This is a genomic window from Streptomyces sp. NPDC058198, from assembly GCF_042882605.1.
In the GTDB taxonomy this organism is placed as follows: Bacteria; Actinomycetota; Actinomycetes; order Streptomycetales; family Streptomycetaceae; genus Streptomyces.
Genome location: NZ_JBHVVP010000002.1, coordinates 389,396 through 414,266, shown reverse-complemented (window position 1 = coordinate 414,266; position 24,871 = coordinate 389,396). Strand labels below are relative to the sequence as shown.

Below are 24,871 nucleotides of genomic sequence, written 5' to 3'. Positions count from 1 at the left end.
CAGGGCGCCTGCGCCGACGCCTGTCCGACCGGAGCTCCGTCGTGGATCAGTCCGCGGCCACTTCGAGGTCGCGGCCGAGCAGCGCGGCGACCGCCTTGTGGACCTGTTTGCCGTTGTCCGAGTTGGTCATCACCACACAGCCCGTACCGGACCGCAGCCGCGTCGAGGTCAGCGCGCGGAAGCCCGCGGTCTGCCCGCCGTGCCCGAACTCGGGGTCGGCCAGCGAGCCGTCGATCACCGTACCCAGACCGTAGAAGCTGCCGGGGAACGCCTCCTTGAGCATGAAACCGGCCGCCCGCGCCGACAGCAGGTCCGAGAAGCCCAGGTGGGCCCGGCGGATCTCGCCGGCCAGCTGCGCCAGGTCGGCGGGCGTGGACCACAGTCCGCTGCCCGCCCGCACCGGCCGCACCCGGTGGCCGCCGAACAGCGCGTGCCCGTACGGGTCATGGCCGACCGCCACGTCCTCGTCGGGACCGGCCGTCTCCCCGGGCGACAGGAAGGAGCTGTCCCGCATGCCCAGCGGACGGAACACCAGCTCCTCGGCCAGTTCCTCGAATTCCTGCCCGGTCACATCGAGGAGCAGTTGTTCGGTCATGGCCCACTGGCTGCCCGCCTTGCGGAACAGCGCTCCGGGCTCGTGCTCGGCCCCCACGTCGTCCAGTACGGCGGACAGCTTCGGCATGGCCTCTCCGGGCCGCCACCAGGTGCTGGGGGTCTGCGAGAGACCGGAGGTGTTGGACAGGCAGTGCCGCAGGGTGAGCGGGTGCCCGCCGGCCGCCCTCGGCGCCTTGCGGCCGGTGAGGAAGAGATCGAGGTCCGCGTCCAGATCGAGCACGCCCCGGTCGGCCAGCCGCAGCGCGGCGAACGCGGTGACATGCTTGCTGATCGATCCGGCCTGGAAGCGGGTCCGCAGGGTCACCGGCGCACCGGACTCCGCGGACCGTACGCCATAGGCGTGCACGCCGACCAGCAGGCCGTCCCTGAGCACGGCGACCGCCGCGCCGGGCACCCGGTGGTTCTCCATCGCCTCTGACACCTCGGGCGTCGTCAGCGAGCCCCGCGTCGCACCGGGCACCGTCATGGCCTTGTCCGCTCCCCCATCGGTCCCTCCGCCGCTCTCACCGCCGGCCTCTCCACCGCTCTGTCCGCCGTCGAGCGCTACCGCGAGGTCCTCGATGGTCTCGCTGTCCAGCAGCATCCGCAGCGTGAGGTCGAGTCCGGCCCGCCGGGCGGCCGCCATCACATGGACGATGCGCATGGAGTCGGCGCCGAGGTCCAGCAGCCGGTCCCGTACGCCCACGTCGGGTACGCCGAGCACCTCGACGCAGGTCTCCACCAACAGCCGCTCGGTCCTGTTCCGTGGCGCCGTGTACTCCCGGTCGGCGACCAGGGCCGTACGACCGGGCGCGGGCAGGGCCCTGCGGTCGACCTTGCCGGAGGCGTTCAGCGGCATGGCGGCCAGCGTCACGAACGCCGCGGGCACCATGTACGAGGGCAGCGACGCCGCCAGGTGCGTACGCAACTCGCCCTGGTCCGGGTCCTGTTCGCCGTCCCCCCGGTCCGCGACCAGATAGGCGGCGAGCCACTTCTCGCCCGCACCGTCCTCCCGGGCGATGACCACCGCGTCCCGTACCGCCGGATGCTTCAGCAGCACTTCCTCGATCTCGCCCAGCTCGATCCGGTAACCGCGGATCTTCACCTGGTGGTCGATCCGGCCGAGGAACTCCAGCTCTCCGTCCGCCCGGAAGCGGGCCAGATCACCCGTGCGGTACATCCGTGAGCCCGACGGACCGCCGAACGGCTCCGGGACGAACCGCTCGCCGGTCAGCCCCGGCCGGCCCACATAACCGCGCGCCACCCCGGCACCCGCGAGGTGCAACTCGCCCGCCACGCCCACCGGAACGGGCTGCCCCCCGGCGTCGAGCACATAGACGCGGTAGTTGTGGATCGGCCGCCCGAGCAGCACCGTGCGGGTGTCCGGCAGCACCTCCGAGGCGGTGGCCCAGACCGTGGTCTCGGTCGGCCCGTACTGGTTGAACAGCCGGTCGAGCCGGCCGCGCAGCTCCCGGGCCAGCGCCGGCGGGCACTCCTCGCCACCGGTCACGCCGATGACAGGGCAGCGGCCGAGCCCGGCGGCGACCAGCAGCTTCCAGCCCGCGGGAGTGGCCTGGGCATGGGTCACCCCGGCCCCCTCGATCAGCCGCAGCAGGGCGGCGGGATCGCCCGCCTCGTCGTCGTCCGCGAGCACCACGCGGCCACCGCTGATCAGCGGCAGATACAGCTCGGACATCGAGATGTCGAAGGACAGCGACGTCGCGGCGAGCCAGGCGTGCCCCGGCACGGAGCCGAAGCGCTCACGCATCGAGAACAACATGTTCAGCAGCGCGTACTGGCCGATCTGCACCCCCTTGGGGCGTCCGGTCGAGCCGGAGGTGAAGAGGGTGTACGCGAGACGGTGCCGGCGCGAGGCGTCCTTCAGGTCAGGTAGGGACGCGGCGTCGGGGGCGGTGTCCGGCCGCCCCGCCAGCTCCGCGCGGACCCGGTCGAGATGGATGAACTCACCGTCGTAGCCACCGCCCAGCGGGTTGGCCAACGCCCCCTCGGTCACGACCAGCCGGGCGCCGGCCGCGCCGAGTATGTAGGTCAGCCGGTCCACGGGCAGTGAGGCGTCCAGCGGGAGGTGCGAGCCGCCCGCCTTCCAGATGCCGAGCAGCCAGGGCAGCATCTCGGGGCCACGGCGCAGCAGCACACCGACCACCGACTCGGGCCCCACACCGGACGCGCGCAGCTGGTGCGCGATCCGGTTGGCCCGTACGTCCAGCTCACGGTAGGTGAGGGTCTGACGGCCCACCTGTACGGCGACGGCGTCGGGGGTGGCGGCGGCCGCCGCCTCGATCACCTCGTGCACATACCTGCTCATCCCCACTCCACCTCGGTGTCGTTCCAGTCCTCGAGGACCTGGGTGAGTTCGGTCGCCGAGAGCAGCGGCGCGTTCACATCGCCGTCCGGATCGGCGGCCATGGCCTTCAGCACCGCCCGGTACATGGCGGCCAGGCGCTCGGCGTTCGCCCGGTTCAGTCCGGTGCTCACGGCCCGCAGGACCAGCCGTCCCGGCACATTGGCGATCGACATCGTGAACTCGTTGGAGCTGTCGCCGGCCCCGGCCCGTACGTCCACCGTCCCGGTGTCAACCTGATGGAAGTCCTGGTAGCGGTACATGATGTCGAACAGCCGTCGCCCGCCCGCCAGCCGCTGTACGGCGGGAAGCGGATAGCGGCGGTGGCTGTACACCTCCGCCTCGCGGTCGAAGACCTGGCGGACCAGCTCGCTCCAGGTCCTGGCACCGCGATCGTGCGCGAACGGAAGGGTGTTGAGGTACATGCCGTACACCCGCTCGGCGCCCGGCTCCTCCGGACGCGCGCTGTACAGCACGCCGGTGTGGAAGGCCGGTTCGCTGGTCACGGTGGAGAGCACCTTCAGATGCGTGGCCAGCAGGACGGCCTTGAAGGAGGTACGGGTGGCCTTGGCCAGCGCACGCAGGGCGGGCTCGATGTCGCGGAACTCCACGGAGAGCTTGAAGTCCTCGCGGGGCGCGCCCGTGCCGTCGCCCCAGTCGGGCGGGAGCACGCACATGGCGTGCGCGTCGACGATCCGCTGCCAGTAGCCGCGGTCCTCCTCGGACTCCAGGGACTCCAGTTCCGCCGCGATGAAATCGGCGTAGCGCACGGTCGTCGGCTCCGGCTGCTCCGGCTCCTCGCCGGAGGCGTAGGCGCGGTAGAGGCCGAGCACCTCCATCAGCAGCGACTGCTGGCTCCAGCCCTCCGTGATGGCATGGCAGTGCGTGAAGCCCAGATGCCACGCCTCGTCGGACTCGACGAGTGCGGAGATACGGAGCAGCGGGGGCCGGGAGATGTCGAACAGCTCGGCCCGCTCCCGGGCGATGTGCGCCCGGCGCGCCTCGTCCTGCGCCTCGGCGTCCTGGCCCCGCAGATCGTGCACGGTGACCGGGATGTCGGCGGTGGCGTGGACCAGTTGGAGCGGAAGGTCGAACTCTTCGAGCGCGATGGACGTACGCAGCATCTCGTGGCGTTCCACCACGGCCCGCCCGGCCCGGCGCAGGGCGTCGGCGTCGAACGGCCGGCCGTCCTTGATCCGGAACGTCGACGTGTTGTGGTACTTGTTCAGCCCGTCGTCCGCGAGCATCTCGACCAGCATGCCGAGCTGCACCTTGGAGAGCGGATACGCGTCGACCAGCCCTGCGGGCAGCGCCTCCCGGGTCGGCTCGGAGAGCAGGGCGAACGGTGCGACGGCGGTGGACGTGGACTCGGCGACCGGTTCCGCACTGCTCAGTTCGGCGGCCAGTCCGGCGACCGTACGGTGCTGGAACACATCGCGGACCCCGGCCTCGAAGCCCTCGGCGCGCAGGGCACCGACCAGCGCGATGGCCTTGATGGAGTGACCGCCGAGATCGAAGAAGTTGTCCTCGACACCGACCTTCTCCAGCCCCAGCACCCGGCCCCAGACCGCCGCGATGCGCTCCTCGGTGGGGTTGCGGGGCGCCACGAAGGTGTCCGCGGCCGACTCGTCCGGGGCGGGCAGAGCACGCCGGTCGAGCTTCCCGTTGGCGGTCAGCGGAATGGTGTCGAGCGGCACGAATGCCGACGGAACCATGTACTCCGGCAGCGTCGCCGCGAGCCGTTCGGCCACGGTGTCGGCCTCGCCGACGACGTACGCGATCAGGCGCTGGTCGTCGGAGACCACGACGGCGGCGTCCGTCACCTGCGGGTGGGCGATGAGCGCGGCGCGGATCTCACCGAGCTCGATGCGGTAGCCGCGGATCTTCACCTGGTCGTCGATGCGACCGATGAACTCCACCGCGCCGTCTCCGCGCCAGCGCACCAGGTCACCGGTGCGATAGAGCCGGGCGCCCGCCGGGCCGTAGGGATCGGGCAGGAACTTCTCCGCCGTGGCCGCCGGACGGTAGGCGTAGCCACGAGCCACACCGACACCGCCGACGAACAGCTCACCCACGGCACCGACCGGCACAGGCTGAAGCTCGGCGTCCAGGACGCGCATAGTCATGTTGGGGAGGGGGCGCCCGATCGGGACCACACCCTCGAAGGCTTCGTCCAGTGGGAAGACGCAGGTGCCGACGGTCGCCTCGGTCGGACCGTACTCATTCATCACGCGACCGGCGCCGAGCAGCGCGCGCCAGCGCTCGACCAGCCCACCGGGAAGGGCCTCGCCGGCCACGACGACGCGTGTCGTCAGGTCCTGGATCTGTACGTCGGACAGCTGGCCGGAGAGCACCTCCAGATGGCCCGGGGTGAGCTTCATGAAGGAGAACGGACCTGCCTGAACCAGGTTTTCGCCCAGCTCGGTCAGTTCGCCGTCCCACAGCCATGTCCGCTGCCCGGCGGCGAGCGGCGCCCATACGTTGGGCACCACCAGGTCGAAGGCCACCGACGAGAACACCGGCGCACCACCCTGCCCGGAGCTGGCCAACTCCCTTACAGCCCAGTCGATGTGATTCACCAGACTGCGGTGCGAAACCTGCACACCCTTCGGCCGACCCGTCGAACCCGACGTGAAGATCGTGTACGCCACCGAGTCCAAGTCGATCGAACCAGCGGGCGCACCCGCCGGGAACGACGACAGATCCTCCCCGACCAGCACTTTCTCCACCTCAGGGAAACGATCCGCGTAGGCGGAGGACGTCACCACGACCGTCACCCTGGCATCGGCAACCATCCCCGCGATCCGACCCGCCGGCAGCACCGGATCCATCGGAACGAAGCCCGCACCCGCACGCCACACCCCCAGCAACGCCGCCACCAGATCAACCGAACGATCCAGCAACACCGCCACCGTCGAACCAGCACCCACCCCCGCCTCACGCAGCCGATGCGCCAGCCGATTCGCCCGCACATCCAACTCCGCGAACGACAACCGCTCCTCGCCGCACTCCACCGCCACCGCACCCGGCGACTCAGCGACCCGACGCGCCACCAACTCCGGCACCGACACCTCCGGCACCAACACCGCAGAGTCGTTCCACGCGGTCAGCACACGCTCACGCTCACCACCCGGCAGGAACACCGCACGAGCGTCCCCGTCCACATCCCCCGCCATCGACTCCAGCACCGACCGGTACATCCCCGCCAGACGATCCACCCCCACCCGGCCGAGCACCTGGGGGTCCGTCGTGAGCAGCAGACCGCTGCCCCGTGCGGCCACGGCGAGGCCGAACTCCGTCGCGCCCTCGCCCAGCCCGGAATCGGTGTCGACGATGTCGCTCTCCGCCTGGGCGTCCTGCAAGTCGAGATAGCTGAAGCGCACGTCGAGCAGGCGTGTTCCGTCGCTCAACTCCCGCTGCATCACCGGCATCGGGAAGCGGCGGTGCGGCCAGAGGGTGCCCTCCTGGTCGAAGACCTGGCGGATCAGCTCGCGCCAGGTCCGCGCGCCGCGCTCGTACGCGAACGGCACGGTGTTCAGGTACATGCCGTACACCCGCTCGGCGCCCACGACCTCGGGGCGGCCACTGGACACCAGCCCCGTGCAGAAGGACTCCTCCGGGGTGAGCTGGCCCATCACCTTCAGATGCGCCGCGTGCAGCACGGCCTTGAGTGAGGTGCCGGTCTCGCTCGCGGCGGCGCGCAGAGCCGGGGTCAGATCGGTGAGCGGTACGCGCACGGTGTTCGCGCGCCCGGGCTCGCCGTCACCCCAGCCGGCGGGCAGCTCGAACGTGGCATGCGTCCCGAGGACGCCCCGCCAGTAGTCGCGGTCCTCGTCCGAGGCCAGTGACGCCAACTCGGCGGCGATGAAGTCCGCGTAGCGGACGTCGGGGATGTCCACCACGGGCAGCTGCTCACCGCCGCGGACCCGCAGGTAGCCCTCGACCATCTCGCTGAGCAGTGAGCGATGGCTCCAGCCCTCGGTGATGGGGTGGCAGACACTGACCGACAGCCACCACGCCTCGTCGGACTCCACAAGCGCGGAGATACGCAGCAGCGGTGCCCGGTCGAGGTCGAACGCCTGGGCCCGCTCGCTGATGATGTGCGCCCGGCGTGCCGCCTCCTGCTGCTCGGCGTCCTGCCCCCGCAGATCGTGCACGGTGACGGGGATGTCGGCGGTGGCGTGGATGAGCTGGAGCGGTACCGAGTAGCCCTCCAGGTCGAACGAAGCACGCAGCATCTCGTGGCGGTTCACCACGTTCCGCGCGGCGCTCCGCAGAGCCTCGGTATCGAAGGGCCGGCCGTCCTTGATCCGGAACGTGGTGGTGTTGTGGTATTTGTTCAGGCCGTCGTCCGCGAGCATCTCGACCAGCATGCCGAGCTGTACCTGAGCCAGCGGGAAGGCATCGACGAGGCCCTCGGGCAGCGTGGCCCGGTCCTCCGCTTCGAGCAGGGCGAACGGTGCGACGACCGTGGCCTCGGTGACCGGTTCGGCTCCGCCGAGTTCGGCGGCCAGTCCGGCGACCGTACGGTGCTGGAACACATCGCGGACCCCGGCTTCGAAGCCCTCGGCACGTAGTGCGCCGACCAGCGCGATGGCCTTGATGGAGTGACCGCCCAGGTCGAAGAAGTTGTCCTCGACGCCGACCTTCTCCAGCCCCAGGACCCGGCCCCAGACCGCCGCGATGCGCTCCTCGGTGGGGTTGCGGGGCGCCACAAAGGTGTCGGTCGCGGACTCGTCCGGAGCGGGCAGAGCACGCCGGTCGAGCTTCCCGTTCGCCGTCAGGGGAATCGTGTCGAGCGGTACGAACACCGACGGGACCATGTACTCCGGCAGCGAACCGGCCAGCCACCCCGCCAGATCCTCCGCGGCGCCGACGACGTACGCGACCAGGCGCTGATCGTCCGCGACCACCACCGCCGCGTCCGTCACCTGCGGATGAGCGATGAGCGCGGCGCGGATCTCACCGAGCTCGATCCGATAGCCGCGGATTTTCACCTGGTCGTCTATACGGCCGAGGAACTCCACCGCGCCGTCGCCGCGCCAGCGCACCAGGTCGCCCGTGCGATACAACCGCGCGCCCGCCGGGCCGTACGGGTCGGGCAGGAACTTCTCCGCCGTCGCGCCCGGACGGTAGGCGTACCCCTGAGCGACTCCGGTGCCACCGACATAGAGCTCGCCGACCGCACCCACCGGCGCGGGCTGAAGCTCGGCATCCAGGACGCGCATGGTCATGTTCGGCAGCGGGCGCCCGATCGGCACCACACCCTCGAACGCTTCCTCCAGCGGGAAGACGCAGGTCCCCACGGTCGCCTCGGTCGGACCGTACTCATTCATCACCCGACCGACGCCGAGCAGAGCGCGCCAGCGCTCCACCAGACCGCCCGGAAGCGCCTCACCGGCCACCACCACACGCGACGTCAGTCCCTGGATCTGCGCGTCGGACAACTGCCCCGACAGCACCTCCAGATGCCCAGGAGTGAGCTTCATGAAGGAGAACGGACCTGCCTGGACCAGGCTTTCGCCCAGCTCGGTCAGCTCTCCGTCCCACAGCCATGTCCGCTGCCCAGCCGCCAGCGGTGCCCACACATTGGGCACCACCAGGTCGAAGGCCACCGACGAGAACACCGGCGCACCACCCACACCCGAGCCGGCCAACTCCCGCACCGCCCAGTCGATGTGATTCACCAGACTGCGATGCGAGACCTGCACACCCTTCGGCCGACCCGTCGAACCCGACGTGAAGATCGTGTACGCCACCGAATCCAGATCCGTCACCACATCCGGAGCCGACTCCGGGTAGCCGTCGACGCGCGTGTCATCGACCCGCACCACCTCCACGTCGAACCGGTCCGCGTACGCGGAGGAGGTCAGTGCGACACCCACCCGGGCGTCGGCGACCATCCCCGCGATCCGGTTGGCCGGCAGCACCGGATCCATCGGAACGAAGCCCGCACCCGCACGCCACACCCCGAGCAGCGCCGCCACCAAATCGACCGAACGATCCAGCAGCACCGCCACCGTCGAACCAGGACCCACCCCCGCCTCACGCAGCCGATGCGCCAGCCGGTTCGCCCGCACATCCAACTCCGCGAACGACAGCGTCCGTCCACCGCTTTCCACCGCCACCGCACCCGGCGACTCCACGACCCGACGCGCCACCAACTCCGGCACCGACACCTCCGGCACCAACACCCCGGAGTCGTTCCACGCGGTCAGCACACGCTCACGCTCACCACCCGGCAGGAACACCGCACGAGCGTCCCCGTCCACATCCCCCGCCATCGACTCCAGCACCGACCGGTACATCGCCGCCAGACGATCCACCCCCACCCGGCCGATGACATGCCGGTTCGCCGTGATCACCATGAACCCGGCGCGGGTGGAGACACCCAGCGGGAATTCGGTGGGGCTGTCGTCGAGGGTGGCGGGGTAGTCGACCACGTCCTGGTCGACCTGCCGGAAGTTCTGATAGCTGAAGCGCACGTTCACCAGGCGCTCGGAGCCGCTGAGTTCGCGCTGCATCGCACCGAGCGGATAGCGGCGGTGCGGCCAGACCTCGATCTCCTGGGCGAAGACCTCCGCCACCAGCTCACGCCAGGTCGCGGCGCCCCGCGTGAAGGCGAACGGCAGCGGGTTGAGGTAGACCCCGTACACCCGCTCGGCGCCCACGGCCTCCGGCCGGGCGTTGGTCACCAGACCGGTGCAGAAGGACTCCTCCGCGGTGAGCTGGCTCATCACCTTCAGATGCGCCGCGTGCAGCACGCTCTTGATCGGCACCTTGGCCTGGCTGGCCAGCGCGCGCAGGCCCGCGTCCAGGTCGTGGTACGGCACCCAGGCGCGGTGCAGTCCGCGCGGTGTCTCCGCCGGGTCGTCGCCCCACCCGGCGGGCAGCTCGAAGGGCGCGTGGCCGTCGAGGATTCCCCGCCAGTAGTCACGGTCGTCGTCCGAGGCCAGGGACACCAGCTCGGCGGCGATGAAGTCCGCGTACCGTACGGCCGCCGGCTCGGGCTCCTGCGGGGGACGGCCGTCCCGTATCGCCCGGTAGGTGGTCGCCAGCTCCATCAGCAGCGAGTGGTGGCTCCAGCCTTCCAGCACGGCGTGGCACTCGGTCAGGGTGAGCCACCAGCTGCCGTCGTCGCAGGCGTGTCCGGTGAACCGGATCAGCGGCGGCCTGGCCAGATCGAAGAGACGCGTGCGCTCGTCGGCCATGAAGGCCCGCAGCGACCGCTCGACGGCGGCGCCGTCGAGGCCGGTGAGGTCGCGTGCGCCGACCGGCGATTCGACCTCGGACGGATCGTGGACGAACTGGAGCGGCACCGAGTAGCCCTCGAGGGCGAAGGAGGTGCGCAGGACCTCGTGCCGGCCGATGACGAGGTCCACGGCCTGTTGCAGCGCCGCCAGTTCGAAGGGCTGGTCGTCCAGGATCCGGAAGCAGGTGGAGTTGTGGTAGTGGTTGCGGCCGTCGTCGGCGAGCATTTCGACGACCATGCCCAGCTGGACCTGGGCCAGCGGATAGGCGTCCACAACGCCCTGCGGCAGCCGGGCGCGGTCCTCGTCCGCGAGCAGGGCGAAGGGCTCGACGCCCGGTTCGACCTTGGCGGGGGCGGGCCGGCCGGTGAGGAATTCGACCAGCTCGGCGGGGGTGCGGTAGGCGAAGACATCGCGGACCGTCACGTCGTACTCGGCCTCGCGCAGGGCGCCGACCAGTGCCACCGCGCGCAGCGAGTCGCCGCCCAGGTCGAAGAAGTTGTCCTCGACGCCGACCTGCTCGACGCCGAGTACCTCGCGCCAGATCGTGGTCATTTCCTCTTCGGCCGCGGTACGCGGCGCGACATGGGTCGTCTCGATGCCGAGCGCGCCCCGGTCGGGGGCGGGCAGCGCGGCCTGGTCGAGCTTGCCGTTCACGGTCAGCGGGATCCTGCCGACGATCAGGAAGGCCGTCGGGATCATGTACTCGGGCAGCGATCCGGCCAGCAGTGTCCGCAGTTCGCTGGGCGCGGCGACCGCCTCGCTGGTGGGCACGATGTACGCCACCAGCCTGCGGTCACCGGGGGTGTCCTCGCGGGCCACGACGACCGCGTCCCGCACCCGGGGGTGCGTGGTCAACGCGGCCTTGATCTCGCCGAGTTCGATGCGATGGCCGCGGATCTTCACCTGGTGGTCGATCCGGCCGAGGTAGTCCAGGGTGCCGTCGGGCCGTCTGCTCGCGAGGTCACCGCTGCGGTAGAGCCGGGAGCCCGGCGCGCCGTACGGGTCGGGTATGAACCGTTCGGCGGTCAGCCGCGGGCGGTGGAGGTACATCAGGGCGACGCCGGGACCGCCGACATGGATCTCGCCGGGCACCCCGATGGGCACCAGCTCGCCGTGGGCGCCGAGCAGATGGACCCGGAGGTCGCGCAGCGGCGTGCCGATCGCGTTCCCGGTCTCCGCGTCGAGGTCGGCCTCGGTGAGCCGGTGGTAGGTGGTGTGCACGGTGGTCTCGGTGATGCCGTACATGTTGACCAGGGCCGTACGGTCCAGGCCACGGCGTGCGGCCCAGGGCTTCAGCCCGGGAATGTCCAGCCGCTCACCGCCGAACGTCACGCAACGCAGGGCCAGTTCGTCGATCAGCGGGTCGCCGTCGGCCGCCAGCGCGACCAGGCTGCGGAAGGCGGACGGGGTCTGGTTGAGCACCGTGACGCGCTGCTCGACGAGCAGCCGCAGGAAGTCCTCGGGCTGGCGCGCGGTGTCCGGCGCGACGACGACCAGCCGGCCGCCGTAGGCCAGGGCGCCCCACATCTCCCAGACCGACATGTCGAAGGCGTACGAATGGAACAGCGTCCAGACGTCCTGCTCGTCGAAGCCGAAGTGCTCCTCGGTCGTGGTGAGCAGCCGGAGCACATTCGCGTGGGTCAGGGCCACGCCCTTGGGGCGGCCGGTGGAGCCCGAGGTGTAGATGGTGTAGATCAGGTCGCCGGGCACCGCGCCGGACTCCGGGTTGGTGTCGGGCGCCGCGGCCAGCGCCGCCGCGTCGGACTCGCCGTCCGCGACCACGAGCCGGCCCTCGACCACGCCGGCCAGGTGTTCCACGTGCGCGGTGGAGGTGACCACGAGCCGGGCGCCGGCGTCCTTCAGCGTGTAGCCGATCCGGTCGGCCGGGTGCTCCGGGTCCAGGGGCAGATAGCCCGCTCCGGACTTGAGCACGCCCAGCAGGGTGGGTACGAGGCCGAGATCGCGGTCCATGCTGACGCCGACCAGTTCGCCGGGGCCCGCGCCGAGTGCGCGCAGATGGTGGGCGAGCCGGTTGGCGCGGGCGTTGAGCTCGGCGTAGCTGAGCCGCTGGTCGCCGAAGACCAGGGCTGTCGCGTCGGGGGTGGCCGCGGCCCGGTCCTCGAAGACCTCGTGGAGGCAGCGGCCGGGGGCCAGGGACGTACGGCCCTCGGGCGCCGCGGCGGCCTCGGCCGGCGCGGGCAGGAGCACGGCCAGATCGGCGTCGTCCAGCAGGTCCAGCCGGGAGAGCGGCAGGTCCGGGGCTGCCACGGCGGATTCGAGGAGCCGTACGAAGTGCCGGACCAGCCGCTCCACCGTCGTCCGGTCGTAGAGCGCGGTGCTGAACTCCAGCGCGCCCCGCACCGCACCGTCGCCGTACTCACCGAGCTGGAGGGTGAGATCGAAGCGGGAGACCCTGGAGGTCGCGCGGAGGGCTTCGGCGGCCACACCGGGCAGCCGGAAGTCGCTGGTGCGCTCCTGGTGCATGGTGAAAGCCACCTGGCACAGCGGGGTACGGGACATGTCCCGCTCCGGCTGGAGTTCGTCCACGATCCTGGCGAACGGGAACTCCTGGTGGTCGAAGGCGTCCAGGACGGTCTCACGGGCGCCGGTGAGCAGCGTGCGGAACGACGGATCGCCGTCCCAGCGGCCGCGCATCACCAGGGTGTTGATGCCGTAGCCGATGAGCTGTTCCAGCTCGGGGCGGCCGCGCCCCGACACCACGGTGCCGACCGAGATGTCGCTGCGCCCGGTGTAGCGGGCGAGCAGCGCCTGATAGCCGGCCAGCAGGGTCTGGAACGGGGTGGCGCCGTGCTCGGCGCCGAGGGCGCGCAGCCGCTCGGCCAGCGGGGCGGGCAGGTCGACCGGCACCGCGTCGCCGGCCCAGCTGCGGGTGGCGGGACGGCGCCGGTCGGTGGGCACCTCAAGGGGGGTGCTGCCGCCCAGCCGGTCACGCCAGTAGTCGAGTTGTCCGGCCAGCGCGTCACCGGAGAGCCGCTCGCGCTGCCAGGCCGCGTAGTCGGCGTACTGCACCGGCAGCGGAGCGAGCGGCGACGGCTCGCCGTCGAGGAAGGCACCGTACACAGCGGAGAGTTCGGACAGGAACAGTCCGACGGACCATTCGTCACAGGCCACATGGTGGAAGACCACGGCCAGCAGATGGTGGTCGTCGGCGATCCGGATCAGCCGGGCGCGCAGCGGCAGCCCGTTCTCCAGATCGAAGGGGCGGCCGGGCTCGGCCTCGGCCAGCGCGGTGGCACGCCGCTCCCGCTCGGCGGCGTCCGCCACCCCGGTGAGATCGTCCACGGGCAGCGCGAACGGGCCGGGAGGGTCGATCAGCTGGACCGGCTCGGCGCCGTCGAGGCGGTAGCGGGTACGCAGGATCTCGTGCCGGGCCACCAGCTCCTCGAAGCCACGGCGCAGCGCGTCCGCGTCGAGCGCCCCGCGCAGCCGGAGCACGACCGGGACGCTGTACTCCCAGCTCTCCGGGTCCAGCCTGCTCAGGAACCACATCTGCTGCTGGCCGTGGGAGAGCGCCTGCGGGCCGTCCCGGTCCACCGGCACCACCGCGGCACGCCGCCCGCCGCGGCCCCCGGCGAGTCGGGCGCGCACCAGTTCCTCGCGGCTCTCCTCGGCCTGCCGGTTCGTCCGAACTCCGCCAGTGCTCATGCTGAGCGCTCCTCCCGACCCTGTGTTTCCGTACGTCGACCGCATGTCCCGCGCTTGTCCCTACCGCCGATCCGGGCCGCCGGCCGGCGGCCGGTGCTCAGGCGCTCGTCTGCTCCATACGGCGGCGCAGGCTCGCCGGCCGCATGTCCGTCCACACCTCGTCGATCCGGTCGAGGCACGCCTGCCGGGCGCCTTCGGTGCCCTCGGCGCGCCAGCCCGCAGGCAGCTCCCGGTCCGCGTCCCAGATCGAGTACTGCTCCTCGTCGTTGAGGACGACCCGGTAGACGCGGTTGTCGGTCTGCTCGTCAGCCATGTCGGTATCCCTTCGGTGATCGGATTCGCACTCAGCTTCGGGCGGGCGTCTATACCGGCCCTCTACCAGGGCCCTTTTGGCACAACGCAGCACGCGGCCCGGTCCCGACGGGGGGCGGGACCGGACCGCGTGGGTCTCAGTGGTGTTGCTGTGGAGCTGTGTTGCTGCGGAGCTGTGTCGCTGTGGAGCCGCGGCTCTGCCGCCGGCGCGCTATTCGCGGGCGCCGACGAGCTGCACCGTCCTGGCGCGCAGCGCCGCGCCGACGGGCAGCACGGTGCCGATCACGGCGAGCAGCGTGGAGACGACCGCGACGACGACCACCACCGCGTACGGCACCACGATGGGCGTCGCACCGAACAGCTGGAGCAGCGCGCCCCACAGGCCGGCCAGATTGACCGCGGTCGCCACCAGCGCCAGTACCACCCCGATGGCGGCCACCAGCACCGATTCCGCGACGAAGAACCGCACGACCTGTCTCGGCGTGGCCCCGGCCATCCGGAGCACCGCCAGATCGCGCTTCCGGTCGGAGGTCGCCATGAGCAGGGTGTTGAGGATCGCGATGAAGCAGAACAGCAGGATGATCACGGCGGTGGAGCGCTGCCGCACCTCGATGAGATGACGGGCGTACGCGCTCTCCGAGGCGACCAGTTGATCCCTCGTCATGAAGTTCGCGCCGGTGCCGGCGACCGCCTCGCGGATCGCCGCGGTGGCGGCGGCCCGGTCGGTGCCGGGGTCCAGCGAGATATACGCCCGCCGCGCCAGTCCGTCGCGGGCGTAGCCGGCGGTCTTGGCGAACCGCGGGGGCAGATAGGCGACGTCCTCGCCGCGCATCGCCTTGTAGGTCGCCGCGATCCGCAGCTCGACTTCCTGGCCGTCGGCCATCAGCACCTTGAGCGTCGAGCCCACGTCCATGCCCCACAGATCGGCCACAGCGGTGCTGTTGTCGTCCAGGTCGTCCAGTGAGCCGTCGAGCACCTTCAGGTCCATCGTCCGCTTCAGCGCGGCGGGGTCCACCACGAGCCCGTCGTTCTCTTCGAGACGGTCCTCGTCATGGGTGTAGATGGTGGTGAGGATGGGCGCCGCGATCTGGACTCCGTCGATACGGGCGACCCGGTCGATCACCTGCGGGCTGATCCCGGGGGTGCCGTCGGGGGCGAGCGCGTACTCCGACCGCACCTGGTTCTGCAGCCCGTTGTCGCGTGCGGCACCGAGCGAGTCGGTGGCGGCGAGCAGCGAGAACGCGAGACCGACGGTGAGCAGGACCGGCGCCGCGGTGGCGGCCGTGCGCCGCCGCGAGGTCAGCACGCTCTCCCGTACGAGCATGGCGGTGGGCCCCGACGAGCGGCTGAACGGCGCCATCAGCAGCTTGGCGAGCGGTCCCACGGCGAGCGGTGCGAGCACCGCGGCGGCCAGCACGGGAACCATCAGCGAGAGGACATAGGTGTTGGGCGAGAGGACACTGGCCGGGGAACCGACGGCGATCCAGGCGGTCCATCCGACACCGCCGACCAGCCCGGCCGCGCCGAGCCAGAACCGGCCGCGCGTCATGCCGGTGTCGTCGACCGCCGCCTCGCGCAGCGCCTCGATGGGGCGGATGTTCCCTGCGCGCCGTGCGGCGGCGGCCGCGCCCGCGAGCGCCACCAGGATGCCGACCAGGAAGGCACCGGCGAGCGGGGCGAGCACCGTCCAGTGCAGCGAGGGCTCGACCGTGAACCAGGGCGGTGAGATGTCCATGGCGATGAGCATGTCGGCGAGGAGCTGCGCGCCGAGCAGGCCGAGCACCGTGCCGACGGCCGACGCGAAGATCCCGACGAGCAGTGCCTCGTTCCGTACCATCTTGCGCGCCTGCTTGGGCGTGGCGCCCACGGCACGGAGCAGGGCGACCTCGCGGCGGCGCTGGATCACCGCGAACGCGAAGGTGGAGGCCACCACGAAGATCGCGGTGGTGCCCGCCACGCCGGCCATCACCGGCACCAGCGTGATGGTGTTGTCCAGCGTCTCGCGGTCCTGGTCCTCGCTGGCGTCCGCCTGGTGGCGGTCCTTGCCGGTGAGCACCTCGGCGTCCTTGCCGACGGCCTCGCGCACCGTGCCGGCCGGGCCGAGGGCCACCAGGGCCTCGACGCGCGGGGACAGCCGGGCCGCTTCCGTATCGCTGAAGAAGACCGCGTCCTCCCAGCCGACCGGCGGGACGGTGCCGCTCACGGTGTACCGCGCGACGCCGGCGGCGGTCAGCACGGTCACCTCGTCGCCGGTGCGCGCCTGGTCGGAGGGGACGACGATCTCCTTGTCGGAGGACGGCTGCTTGCCGTCCGCCAACGCATAGCCGCCGAACCGCGCCACCGGCCAGGGATGGCCCACCTGGTCCTTGGAGCCGCCTTCGAGCTGGGCGTAGAAGGACCGGTCCACCACGGTCCCGCCGGTGGCTTCGACCTTCTGCCGCAGCTCCGGGGAGACGCCCTTGGCCTCCGCCAGCGAACGGATTCCGAGGTCGTGGTGGGCAGGATCCCAGGTCGGGTCGGAGGGCAGCACCACCACCGGCGCCCGCGCGAACCGCTCCGCGGGCCGGTCGGGCAGATCGAGCATGGTCATCAGCAGTACGCCCATGGCCGCGACCTGCGCGACCCCGAGCACCAGCGCCACCACCGTGCCGAGGAACGACACCCAACGCGCCCGCAGGGTCTGGAAAGCCACCCTGATCACCGGGACACCGCCAGGTCCGTCATCCGCGCGGCGACCGCTTCTGGCGTGGGCGAGACCAGCTCGCCGACGAGACTGCCGTCGGCGAGGAACAGCACGCGGTCCGCGTACGAGGCCACGTTCGGATCGTGCGTGACCATCACGATCGTGGTCGGCGGGGCCGCACCCTCCACGGGGGCGGCGGCGGGCGTCTCGTACGGATCCGTCCCGGGGCCGCCGCCGGCCAGCTGCCGCAGGGTCTCGAGGAGCTCCCGGCCGGTGCTGAGGTCGAGCGCGCCGGTGGGTTCGTCGGCGAAGAGCACGGCGGGGCGGGTCACCAGCGCGCGGGCGATGGCGACGCGCTGCTGCTGGCCCCCGGAGAGCTGGCTCGGACGGCTACCGGCCTTGTTCTCAAGGCCCACCTGGGCGAGTGCCTGCTGTACGGTTCGCCGGTCGGGCTTGCGCCCGGCCAGCCGCATCGGCAGCGCCACGTTCTGCTCGGCGGTCAGCGACGGCAGCAGATTGAACGACTGAAAGATGAAGCCGGTCGACTCACGGCGTAATTCGGTGAGTTGGGTCTCGCTCAGCCCGACGATGTCCGTACCGTCGATGAAGACCCGGCCCGACGTGGGCCGGTCGAGGCCCGCGGCGCACTGGAGCAGAGTCGACTTCCCGGAGCCCGAAGGCCCCATGATCGCCGTGAAGCTCCCCCTGGGTAAGGACAGCTCGATCTCGCGCAGAGCGACCGTCACACTGTCGCCGGAGCCATAGGTCTTGGTCAGCGACTCGAGCCGCACCGCGTCATCCATCGATTCTCCGCAATCTCATGGTCGTAAGGGAGTCGCCGGGCGACCCGTTGTCCGCCGCTAGTGGCACTGGCTTCGCGGGAGGCTCGTTGTCCTGCTGGTCCTCTAGCGCTGCCCCGCGACGGGTGAAGACAACCGCCGCCACGACGGCGAGTACGGCCATCACCCCCGACACGACCATCAGCGCCTGTCGGGTGCCGACCGCCTCCAGCAGATATCCGGTACCGAGCGCGCCGAGCGAACTCGCACCCGACACCAGGAGCATGACGACACTGCCGACCCGCCCCTGCATGTTGTTGGGTGTAATACGCACCTGGTAGGACATGCCTGAGACGGTAACAGCGGCTCCTATATGAGACGTTATAAGGAAGAGCGCCCCAAGCGCCAAAGGATGTCTGAAAAAGACTGTTGCGGGCATGACCAAGGCCCATGCCGTGTGCGCGAGAATCATGACGTGGCGCATCGCCAGCCGCTTGTTCAGCCAGCCGCCGGTGAACGCGCCCAGCAGTCCGCCCAGACCGCCGGCCGCCATGATCAGGCCCACGGTCCCCGCCGCTCCGCCGTCCTCCCTGACCACCACGGCCACGGTGAGGATGAGCCCCTGGAAGACCAGGTTGCTGCCCGCGATGATCAGCAGCGCCGTACGGAAGAAGGCCCGGTCCCACACCCAGCGCAGCCCGACGGCGATATCGGCGCGCATCGAGCGGCGCTTCTTGTCCTTCCGGGGCGGCGGCTCCTTCTCCCCCCGCAGCCGTACGAGCGTGATCAGGGAGAGCAGATAGAGCCCGACGCTGGACAGAAAGGGCACCCACGCCGAGAGTCCGAACAGCGCCCCGCTCACCGGATGTCCGACGAAGTTGACCCCTCGGGAGCGGGCCTCGTTCGACGCCATCGCGGCGCCCAGCTGTCTGGACGGCACCACGTTGCGGACCATGGCGCGCTCGGACAGCTGGTAGAAGACGGTCATGCTGCTCTGGATGAAGGCGACCGCGGCGATGTGCGCGACCCTCACCTCGTCCCCCAGGAGCGAGACGACGACCGTGGCGACAGCCAGCATGCGGACGATCAGACACGTCATCATCACCCGCCGCCGGTTCAGGCGGTCGACCAGCACCCCCGCCGGCAGCTGCACCAGCAGCGCCGGCAGCAGTGAGGCGAAGCCCACCAGGCCGGCGGCGCTCTTCGATCCGGTGTGCCACAGCACGAGCAGCGTGAAGGCCATGCCGGAGCAGCGCTCCGCCATGACCGACATCGCCGAACCGGTCCACAGCAGCCGGAAGTCGCGGTAGCTGCGGAGCGTCGGCAGCGCATGCCTCGGCCCGTCGGTCCTCATGGGCGGTCGGCCCAGCACCATTCCAGGACGGCCATCGCGCTGTGCAGCTTGTGCGTGGCCTGGGTGAACGCGATGCTCGCCGGGCCGTCGAGCACCTCGGCCGTGACCTCCTCCCCGCGGTGCGCGGGCAGGTCGTGCAGGAAGACGGCCTTCGGGCTGTCCTGCCACAGCCGCTCGGTGACCTGGAACGGCGCGAAGACGTCCCGCCAGTCGGCGGTCGGCTTACTGGTTCCGGTGGTCTGCCAGCGGGTGGTGTAGATGGCGTCGAGCCCGGTGGGCAGTACGGCCATGTCGTGCCGCTCGGTCAGCTTCGATCCGCTGCGCGCGGCCTGTTCCGCCGCGGTGGCGAGGATGGCAGGTGCCAGCCCGTAGCCGGCCGGCGTACGCAGCTCCAGCTCGGTCCCGGGGAACCGGGTCAGGGCCAGGGCCAGCGCGGCCGCGCTGTTGTTGCCCTCGCCGACGTACATCAGACGGAGACCTTCGAGCCGGCCGAAGTGGCTGTACAGCGTGGTGAGATCGGTCAGCCCCTGTGTCGGGTGTTCCTCGGCGCTCATCGCGTTGACGACGGACATCTGTCCGCCGGCCGCCCAGGTCCGCAGCTCCGCGGTGGCATCCGCGGTACGGGCCACCAGCACGTCCAGCATCCCGGCCAGCACCCTGCCGGTGTCCTCGGTGGTCTCCCCCGTGTTCAGCTGGAGGTCGTCGGGCCCGAAGGTGACGGTCTGCGCGCCGAGCCGCAGCGCGCCGGCGGTGAAGGCGGTACGGGTACGGGTGGACGTACGGCGGAAGTAGACGCCGACGACCGCGTCCCGCAGGGGCTTCTCCCGCGCCCCCGCGGCGAACTCGGCCCCTCGTACGACGATGCCGCGCAGGTCGTCGTCGGTCAGGTCATTGATGGAGATGAGGTGTCGCATGGGCTTGTCCTTCCTGTCGTCGGTGAGGGTCAGTACGCGTCGTTGAGCAGCGCGTCGACCTCGGCCCGTACCCGGTCCTCGATCTCCACGGCGAGCTGCGCGATCGTCGGGCTCTCGAAGGCGATCCGCATCGGCAGGTCGAGGTCGAACTCGTTCTGCAGCCGGGAGATCAGCCGGACGGCGAGGATCGAGTGGCCACCGAGCTCGAAGAAGCTGTCCTGCATGCTCGCCTCCTTGCCCAGCAGCTCCTGCCAGACGGCGGCGATGCGCTCCTCGGTGGGATTGCGCGGCGCTACGAAGGTGTCCGCGGCGGACTCGTCCGGGTCGGGCAGAGCGCGGTGGTCGAGCTTTCCGTTCGCCGTCAGCGGGACCTTGTCGATCCGCACGAACACCGAAGGCACCATGTACGCGGGCAGTGAACCGGCCAGCCGCTCCGCCAGATCCTCCGCGTCACCGACGACATAGGCCACCAGCCGCTGGTCGTCGGAGACCACGACGGCGGCGTCCGTCACCTGCGGATGGGCGATGAGCGCGGCGCGGATCTCACCGAGCTCGATGCGGTAGCCGCGGATCTTCACCTGGTCGTCGCTACGGCCCACGAACTCCACCGCGCCGTCTCCGCGCCAGCGCACCAGGTCACCGGTGCGATAGAGCCGGGCGCCCGCCGGGCCGTACGGGTCGGGCAGGAACCTCTCCGCCGTGGCGGCCGGACGGTACGCATAACCTCGCGCGACGCCCGTGCCCCCTACGAACAGCTCACCCACCACGCCCACCGGAGCCGGCCGCATCCCCGCGTCCAGGACGCGCATGGTCATGTTCGGCAGGGGGCGCCCGATCGGCACCACGCCCTCGAATGCCTCGTCCAGCGGGAAGACGCAGGTGCCGACGGTCGCCTCGGTCGGCCCGTACTCATTCATCACCCGACCGGCGCCCAGCAGCGCGCGCCAGCGCTCCACCAGCCCGCCCGGAAGCGCCTCACCGGCCACCACCACGCGCGAGGTGAGCGCCTGGATCTGCGCGTCGGACAACTGGCCGGAGAGCACCTCCAGATGACCTGGGGTGAGCTTCATGAAGGAGAACGGACCTGCCGCGGCAAGGCTTTCGCCCAGCTCGGTCAGCTCTCCGTCCCACAGCCATGTCCGCTGCCCAGCCGCCAGCGGCGCCCATACGTTCGGCACCACCAGGTCGAAGGCCACCGACGAGAACACCGGCGCACCACCCTGACCCGAACCGGCCAACTCCCGCACCGCCCAGTCGATGTGATTCACCAGACTGCGATGCGAGACCTGCACGCCCTTCGGCCGACCCGTCGAACCCGACGTGAAGATCGTGTACGCCACCGAGTCCAGATCCACCGAACCAGCGGGCGCACCCGCCGGGAACGACGACAGATCCTCCCCGACCAGCACCTTCGCCACCTCAGGGAAACGCTCCACATAAGCAGACGACGTCACTGCGACCGTCACCCGGGCATCAGCGACCATCCCCGCGATCCGACCCTCCGGCAGTACCGGATCCATCGGAACGAAGCCCGCACCCGCACGCCACACACCCAGCAGCGCCGCCACCAGATCAACCGAACGATCCAGCAGCACCGCCACCGTCGAACCAGGACCCACCCCCGCCTCACGCAGCCGATGCGCCAGCCGATTCGCCCGCACATCCAACTCCGCGAACGACAACCGCTCCTCACCGCACTCCACCGCCACCGCACCCGGCGACTCCGTCATCCGACGCGCCACCAACTCCGGCACCGACACCTCCGGCACCAACACCCCGGAGTCGTTCCAGACCCGCAGCAGCCGGCGCTCGTGAACCGAGGAGATGTCGATGGCCGACAGCGGGACGTCCGGCTCGGCCGCGACGCCTTCCAGCAGCCGTACGAAGTGGTCCGCCAGCCGCTCCACGGTGGCCTGGTCGAACAGCGACGTCGCGTACTCCAGCGCACCGACCAGCGAGCCGTCCGCCTGGCGCCAGATGAACAGCGTCAGGTCGGTCTTGGCCACCCGCCAGGCGCCCTGGAAGGCGTCCATCAGCACACCGTCGGCGGCCACCGCCGTCGTTCCCTCGTCCTGGAGGTCGAAGGCCACCTGGTACAGCGGGGTACGCGACAGGTCGCGGACCGGCTGTAGCTCGTCCACCAGCCGCTCGAACGGCAGCTCCTGGTGCCCGAAGCCGGCCATCGCCGTGTTCTTGGTGCGCTTCAGCAGCTCCGCGAACGTGGGGTCACCGGTCAGATCGCACCGCATGACGAGCGAGTTGAGGAAGAAGCCGACCGTGTTCCGGGTCTCCGGCCTGAGCCGGCCGGTCACCGGGCTGCCGATGCCGAAGTCGTCCTGGCCGCTGTGGCGCGAGAGCAGCGCCGCGAGCCCCGCCAGCAGCGTGACGTACGGCGTCGCCCCGTGCTGCCGCCCGATGCCGCTGAGGGCGTCGGCGAGACCGGCCGGCACGGAGAACCGCACGCCCGCGCCTCGCCCGTCACGCTGGGCGGGGCGGGTGCGGTCCGTGTGCAGCCGCAGCTCGGGCAGTCCGTCCAGCGTGGCCTTCCAGTAGTCGAGTTCGCGGTCGAGAACGGTGTCGTCCGAGCGGGCCGCCTGCCAGGCGGCGTAGTCCGCGTACTGCACCGGCAGCGGTTCGAGCTCCGGCGCGCGGTCCTCCAGGGCCGCCGCGCACAGCTCGCGCAGCTCCCGCTCCAGCAGCACGGTCGACCAGCCGTCGGTGGCGATGTGATGCGTCGTCACGAGCAGTACGGGGCCGCCCTTCGGCACCCGCACCAGCAGGGCCCGCCACAGCGGTCCCCCTGCCAGGTCGAATCCCCGGCCGAACTGCTCGCCGAACAGCTCCTCCAAGTCCGCCTCGCTCGCGTCCTCCACCCGCAGCTCCACCGGCCGCGGCTCGGCGATCAGCTGCCGGGGCTCGTCCCCTTCCAGTACGTACCGGGTGCGCAGCGCCTCGTGCCGGGCCTCCAGCGTGTCCAGCGCCGACTGCACGGCGGCGCCGGTCGTGCCGGCGGGCAGCCGCAGGAAGAGCGGCGCCACCCATTCCGCGCTGCCCGGGTGCATCCGGTCGAGGAACCACAGCCGGTGCTGTCCGAAGGAGAGCGGCAGCGCTCCTTCGCGCCGTACGGGCACCACCTCGGGAACGGCGGGCCTGGCCTCCTCCAGCAGCCGCGCCTGGGCCTCGACGGTGGACGCGCCGAAGAGGCCGCGCAGCTGGATGTCGTCCCCGGACGCCTTGCGCAGCGCGTCCGCGAGGCGGGTGAGGACCAGCGAGGAGCCGCCAAGGGCGAAGAAGTCGTCGTGGGCGCCGACCCGCTCCACCTGGAGCAGTTGCTCCCACACCTGCGCGACCAGCCGCTCGGCGGGGGTACGGGGCTCGATGTGCGCGGGCCCCTCGCCGGTCGCCGCTTCCGCCGAGCCGGGCGCGACCGGTTCCGGCAGCGCGTTGCGGTCCACCTTTCCGCTGCTGGTCAGCGGGAAGGCGTCCAGCGGTACGAAGAGGGCCGGGATCATCGGCTCCGGGAGCCGCTTGCGCAGGAAGCTGCGCAGCTCGTCCCTGGGGATGCGCCTGGCGGCCGTCAGATGGGCCACCAGCCGCTTCCCGCCTCCGATGGCGCGCGCGGCGGTGACCACGGCGCCCCGGACATCGGGGTGCGCGGTCAACGCGGCTTCCACCTCGGCCGGTTCGATCCGTACGCCGTTCACCTTGACCTGGTGGTCCACCCGGCCGAGGAAGCCCAGCGTGCCGTCGGAGCGCCAGCGGGCGAGGTCGCCCGTCCGGTACATCCGGCTGCCCGCGGGGCCGTGCGGGTCCGGTATGAAGCGCTCGGCGGTCTGGCCCGGCTTGCCGACATAGCCGCGCGCGGTGCCGATGCCCGCCGCGTACAGCTCGCCCACCACGCCGATCGGCACCGGGTCGAGCTCCTCGTCCAGCACGTACACCCGCATGTGGTCGATCGGCCGGCCGATCGGCACCGCCTCGGTGTGCCGCTCCGGGTCGAACTCCTGGCCGGCGACGTCGATGGAGCACTCGGTGGGACCGTAGGTGTTCCACACCGTGGCGCCGGTGGGCTCGCTGAGCCGGCGGCACAGCTCGGCGTCCAGCGCCTCACCGGCGGAGAAGACCAGCCGCAGCCCGGTGCACTCGGCCCAGCCCGGCTCGTCGACGAGCAGCCGCAGTACGGACGGCACGCCCTGAAGTACGGAGACGCGCTGTTCGGCCACGGTCCGCACCAGCAGTGCGGGGTCCGACTCGGCGCCCTCGGGGGCCATCACCACGGTGCCGCCGGCGGCCAGCGGTGCGAAGATCTCCAGCGCCGCCGCGTCGAAGGTGAGCACGGTCTTCTGCAACACCCGGTCGTCCGCGGTCAGTTCCTGGCGGTTCAGCGTCCAGGCCACCCGGTTGGCTATTCCGCCGTGCTGGACGAGCACGCCCTTGGGGCGGCCCGTCGAGCCGGAGGTGTAGGCGAGATACGCGGCGTGGTCCTGGCCGATACCGCTCGGCTCCGGCGCGCTCTCCGGCATGGTGTCGAGCCCGCTGTCGGGACTGTCCAGCAGGACGACCCCGCCCGGCAGCGCGCCGTTGCCCGGCACGGCGCTGTCGAACTCCGCGGCCGTGGCGGCGACGGTCAGCACGGTCTGCGCGCCGCTGTCCGCGAGCACCCAGGCGATGCGCTCGGCGGGGTGTCCCGCGTCCAGAGGCACATAGGCCGCTCCGGCCCGCCACACCCCCAGCAGCGCCGCGACGAGCTCGCGCCCACGCGGCAGGCACACGGCCACCCGTGACTCCGGGCCGGCGCCGCGGGCCAGGAGCAGTCTCGCGATCTGGTTCGCGCGCCGGTCGAGCCGCGCGTACGTCATCGCCCCCTGGGAGTCGTCGACCGCGGTGGCTTCGGGGGTACGGACGGCCTGACGGGCGATCAGTTCGGGCAGCGGGACAGACATCTCTTCTCCAG

General features: G+C 71.2%; 8 protein-coding genes. All 8 read right to left on the bottom strand.

All coding sequences use genetic code 11. The features are described from left to right. Positions 1-46: 46 nt before the first annotated feature. The 8 genes from ACFVWW_RS10350 to ACFVWW_RS10315 all read right to left on the bottom strand — a co-directional run bounded on the left by ACFVWW_RS10350 (position 47) and on the right by ACFVWW_RS10315 (position 24,860). Positions 47-2,920, bottom strand: coding sequence for an amino acid adenylation domain-containing protein (locus tag ACFVWW_RS10350; RefSeq protein WP_386877180.1), 2,874 nt, complete (start codon positions 2,918-2,920; stop codon positions 47-49). Then, positions 2,917-13,875 carry an amino acid adenylation domain-containing protein gene (locus ACFVWW_RS10345; protein WP_386877178.1) on the bottom strand — a complete coding sequence of 3,653 codons (10,959 nt, stop codon included), beginning with the start codon at positions 13,873-13,875 and terminating at the stop codon, positions 2,917-2,919. Before ACFVWW_RS10345 ends, ACFVWW_RS10350 begins: the two co-directional genes overlap by 4 nt. A gap of 97 nt (positions 13,876-13,972) precedes the next feature. Next, positions 13,973-14,188, bottom strand: coding sequence for an MbtH family protein (locus ACFVWW_RS10340; RefSeq protein WP_384179207.1), 216 nt, complete (start codon positions 14,186-14,188; stop codon positions 13,973-13,975). 210 nt (positions 14,189-14,398) lie between these two features. Further along, complete coding sequence (locus ACFVWW_RS10335; protein WP_386877176.1) at positions 14,399-16,879, bottom strand: ABC transporter permease; 2,481 nt, start codon at positions 16,877-16,879, stop codon at positions 14,399-14,401. Between the two features lie 5 nt (positions 16,880-16,884). Next, positions 16,885-17,673, bottom strand: a complete 789-nt coding sequence (locus tag ACFVWW_RS10330; protein WP_384179205.1) for an ABC transporter ATP-binding protein — start codon at positions 17,671-17,673, stop codon at positions 16,885-16,887. Continuing rightward, positions 17,666-19,003, bottom strand: a complete 1,338-nt coding sequence (locus tag ACFVWW_RS10325; protein WP_384179203.1) for an MFS transporter — start codon at positions 19,001-19,003, stop codon at positions 17,666-17,668. Before ACFVWW_RS10325 ends, ACFVWW_RS10330 begins: the two co-directional genes overlap by 8 nt. Beyond that, on the bottom strand, positions 19,000-19,917 hold the full coding sequence (locus ACFVWW_RS10320; RefSeq protein WP_386877173.1) for an ornithine carbamoyltransferase: 918 nt from the start codon (positions 19,915-19,917) through the stop codon (positions 19,000-19,002). Before ACFVWW_RS10320 ends, ACFVWW_RS10325 begins: the two co-directional genes overlap by 4 nt. A gap of 29 nt (positions 19,918-19,946) precedes the next feature. Further along, complete coding sequence (locus tag ACFVWW_RS10315; RefSeq protein WP_386877171.1) at positions 19,947-24,860, bottom strand: amino acid adenylation domain-containing protein; 4,914 nt, start codon at positions 24,858-24,860, stop codon at positions 19,947-19,949. Between the last annotated feature and the right edge of the window lie 11 nt (positions 24,861-24,871).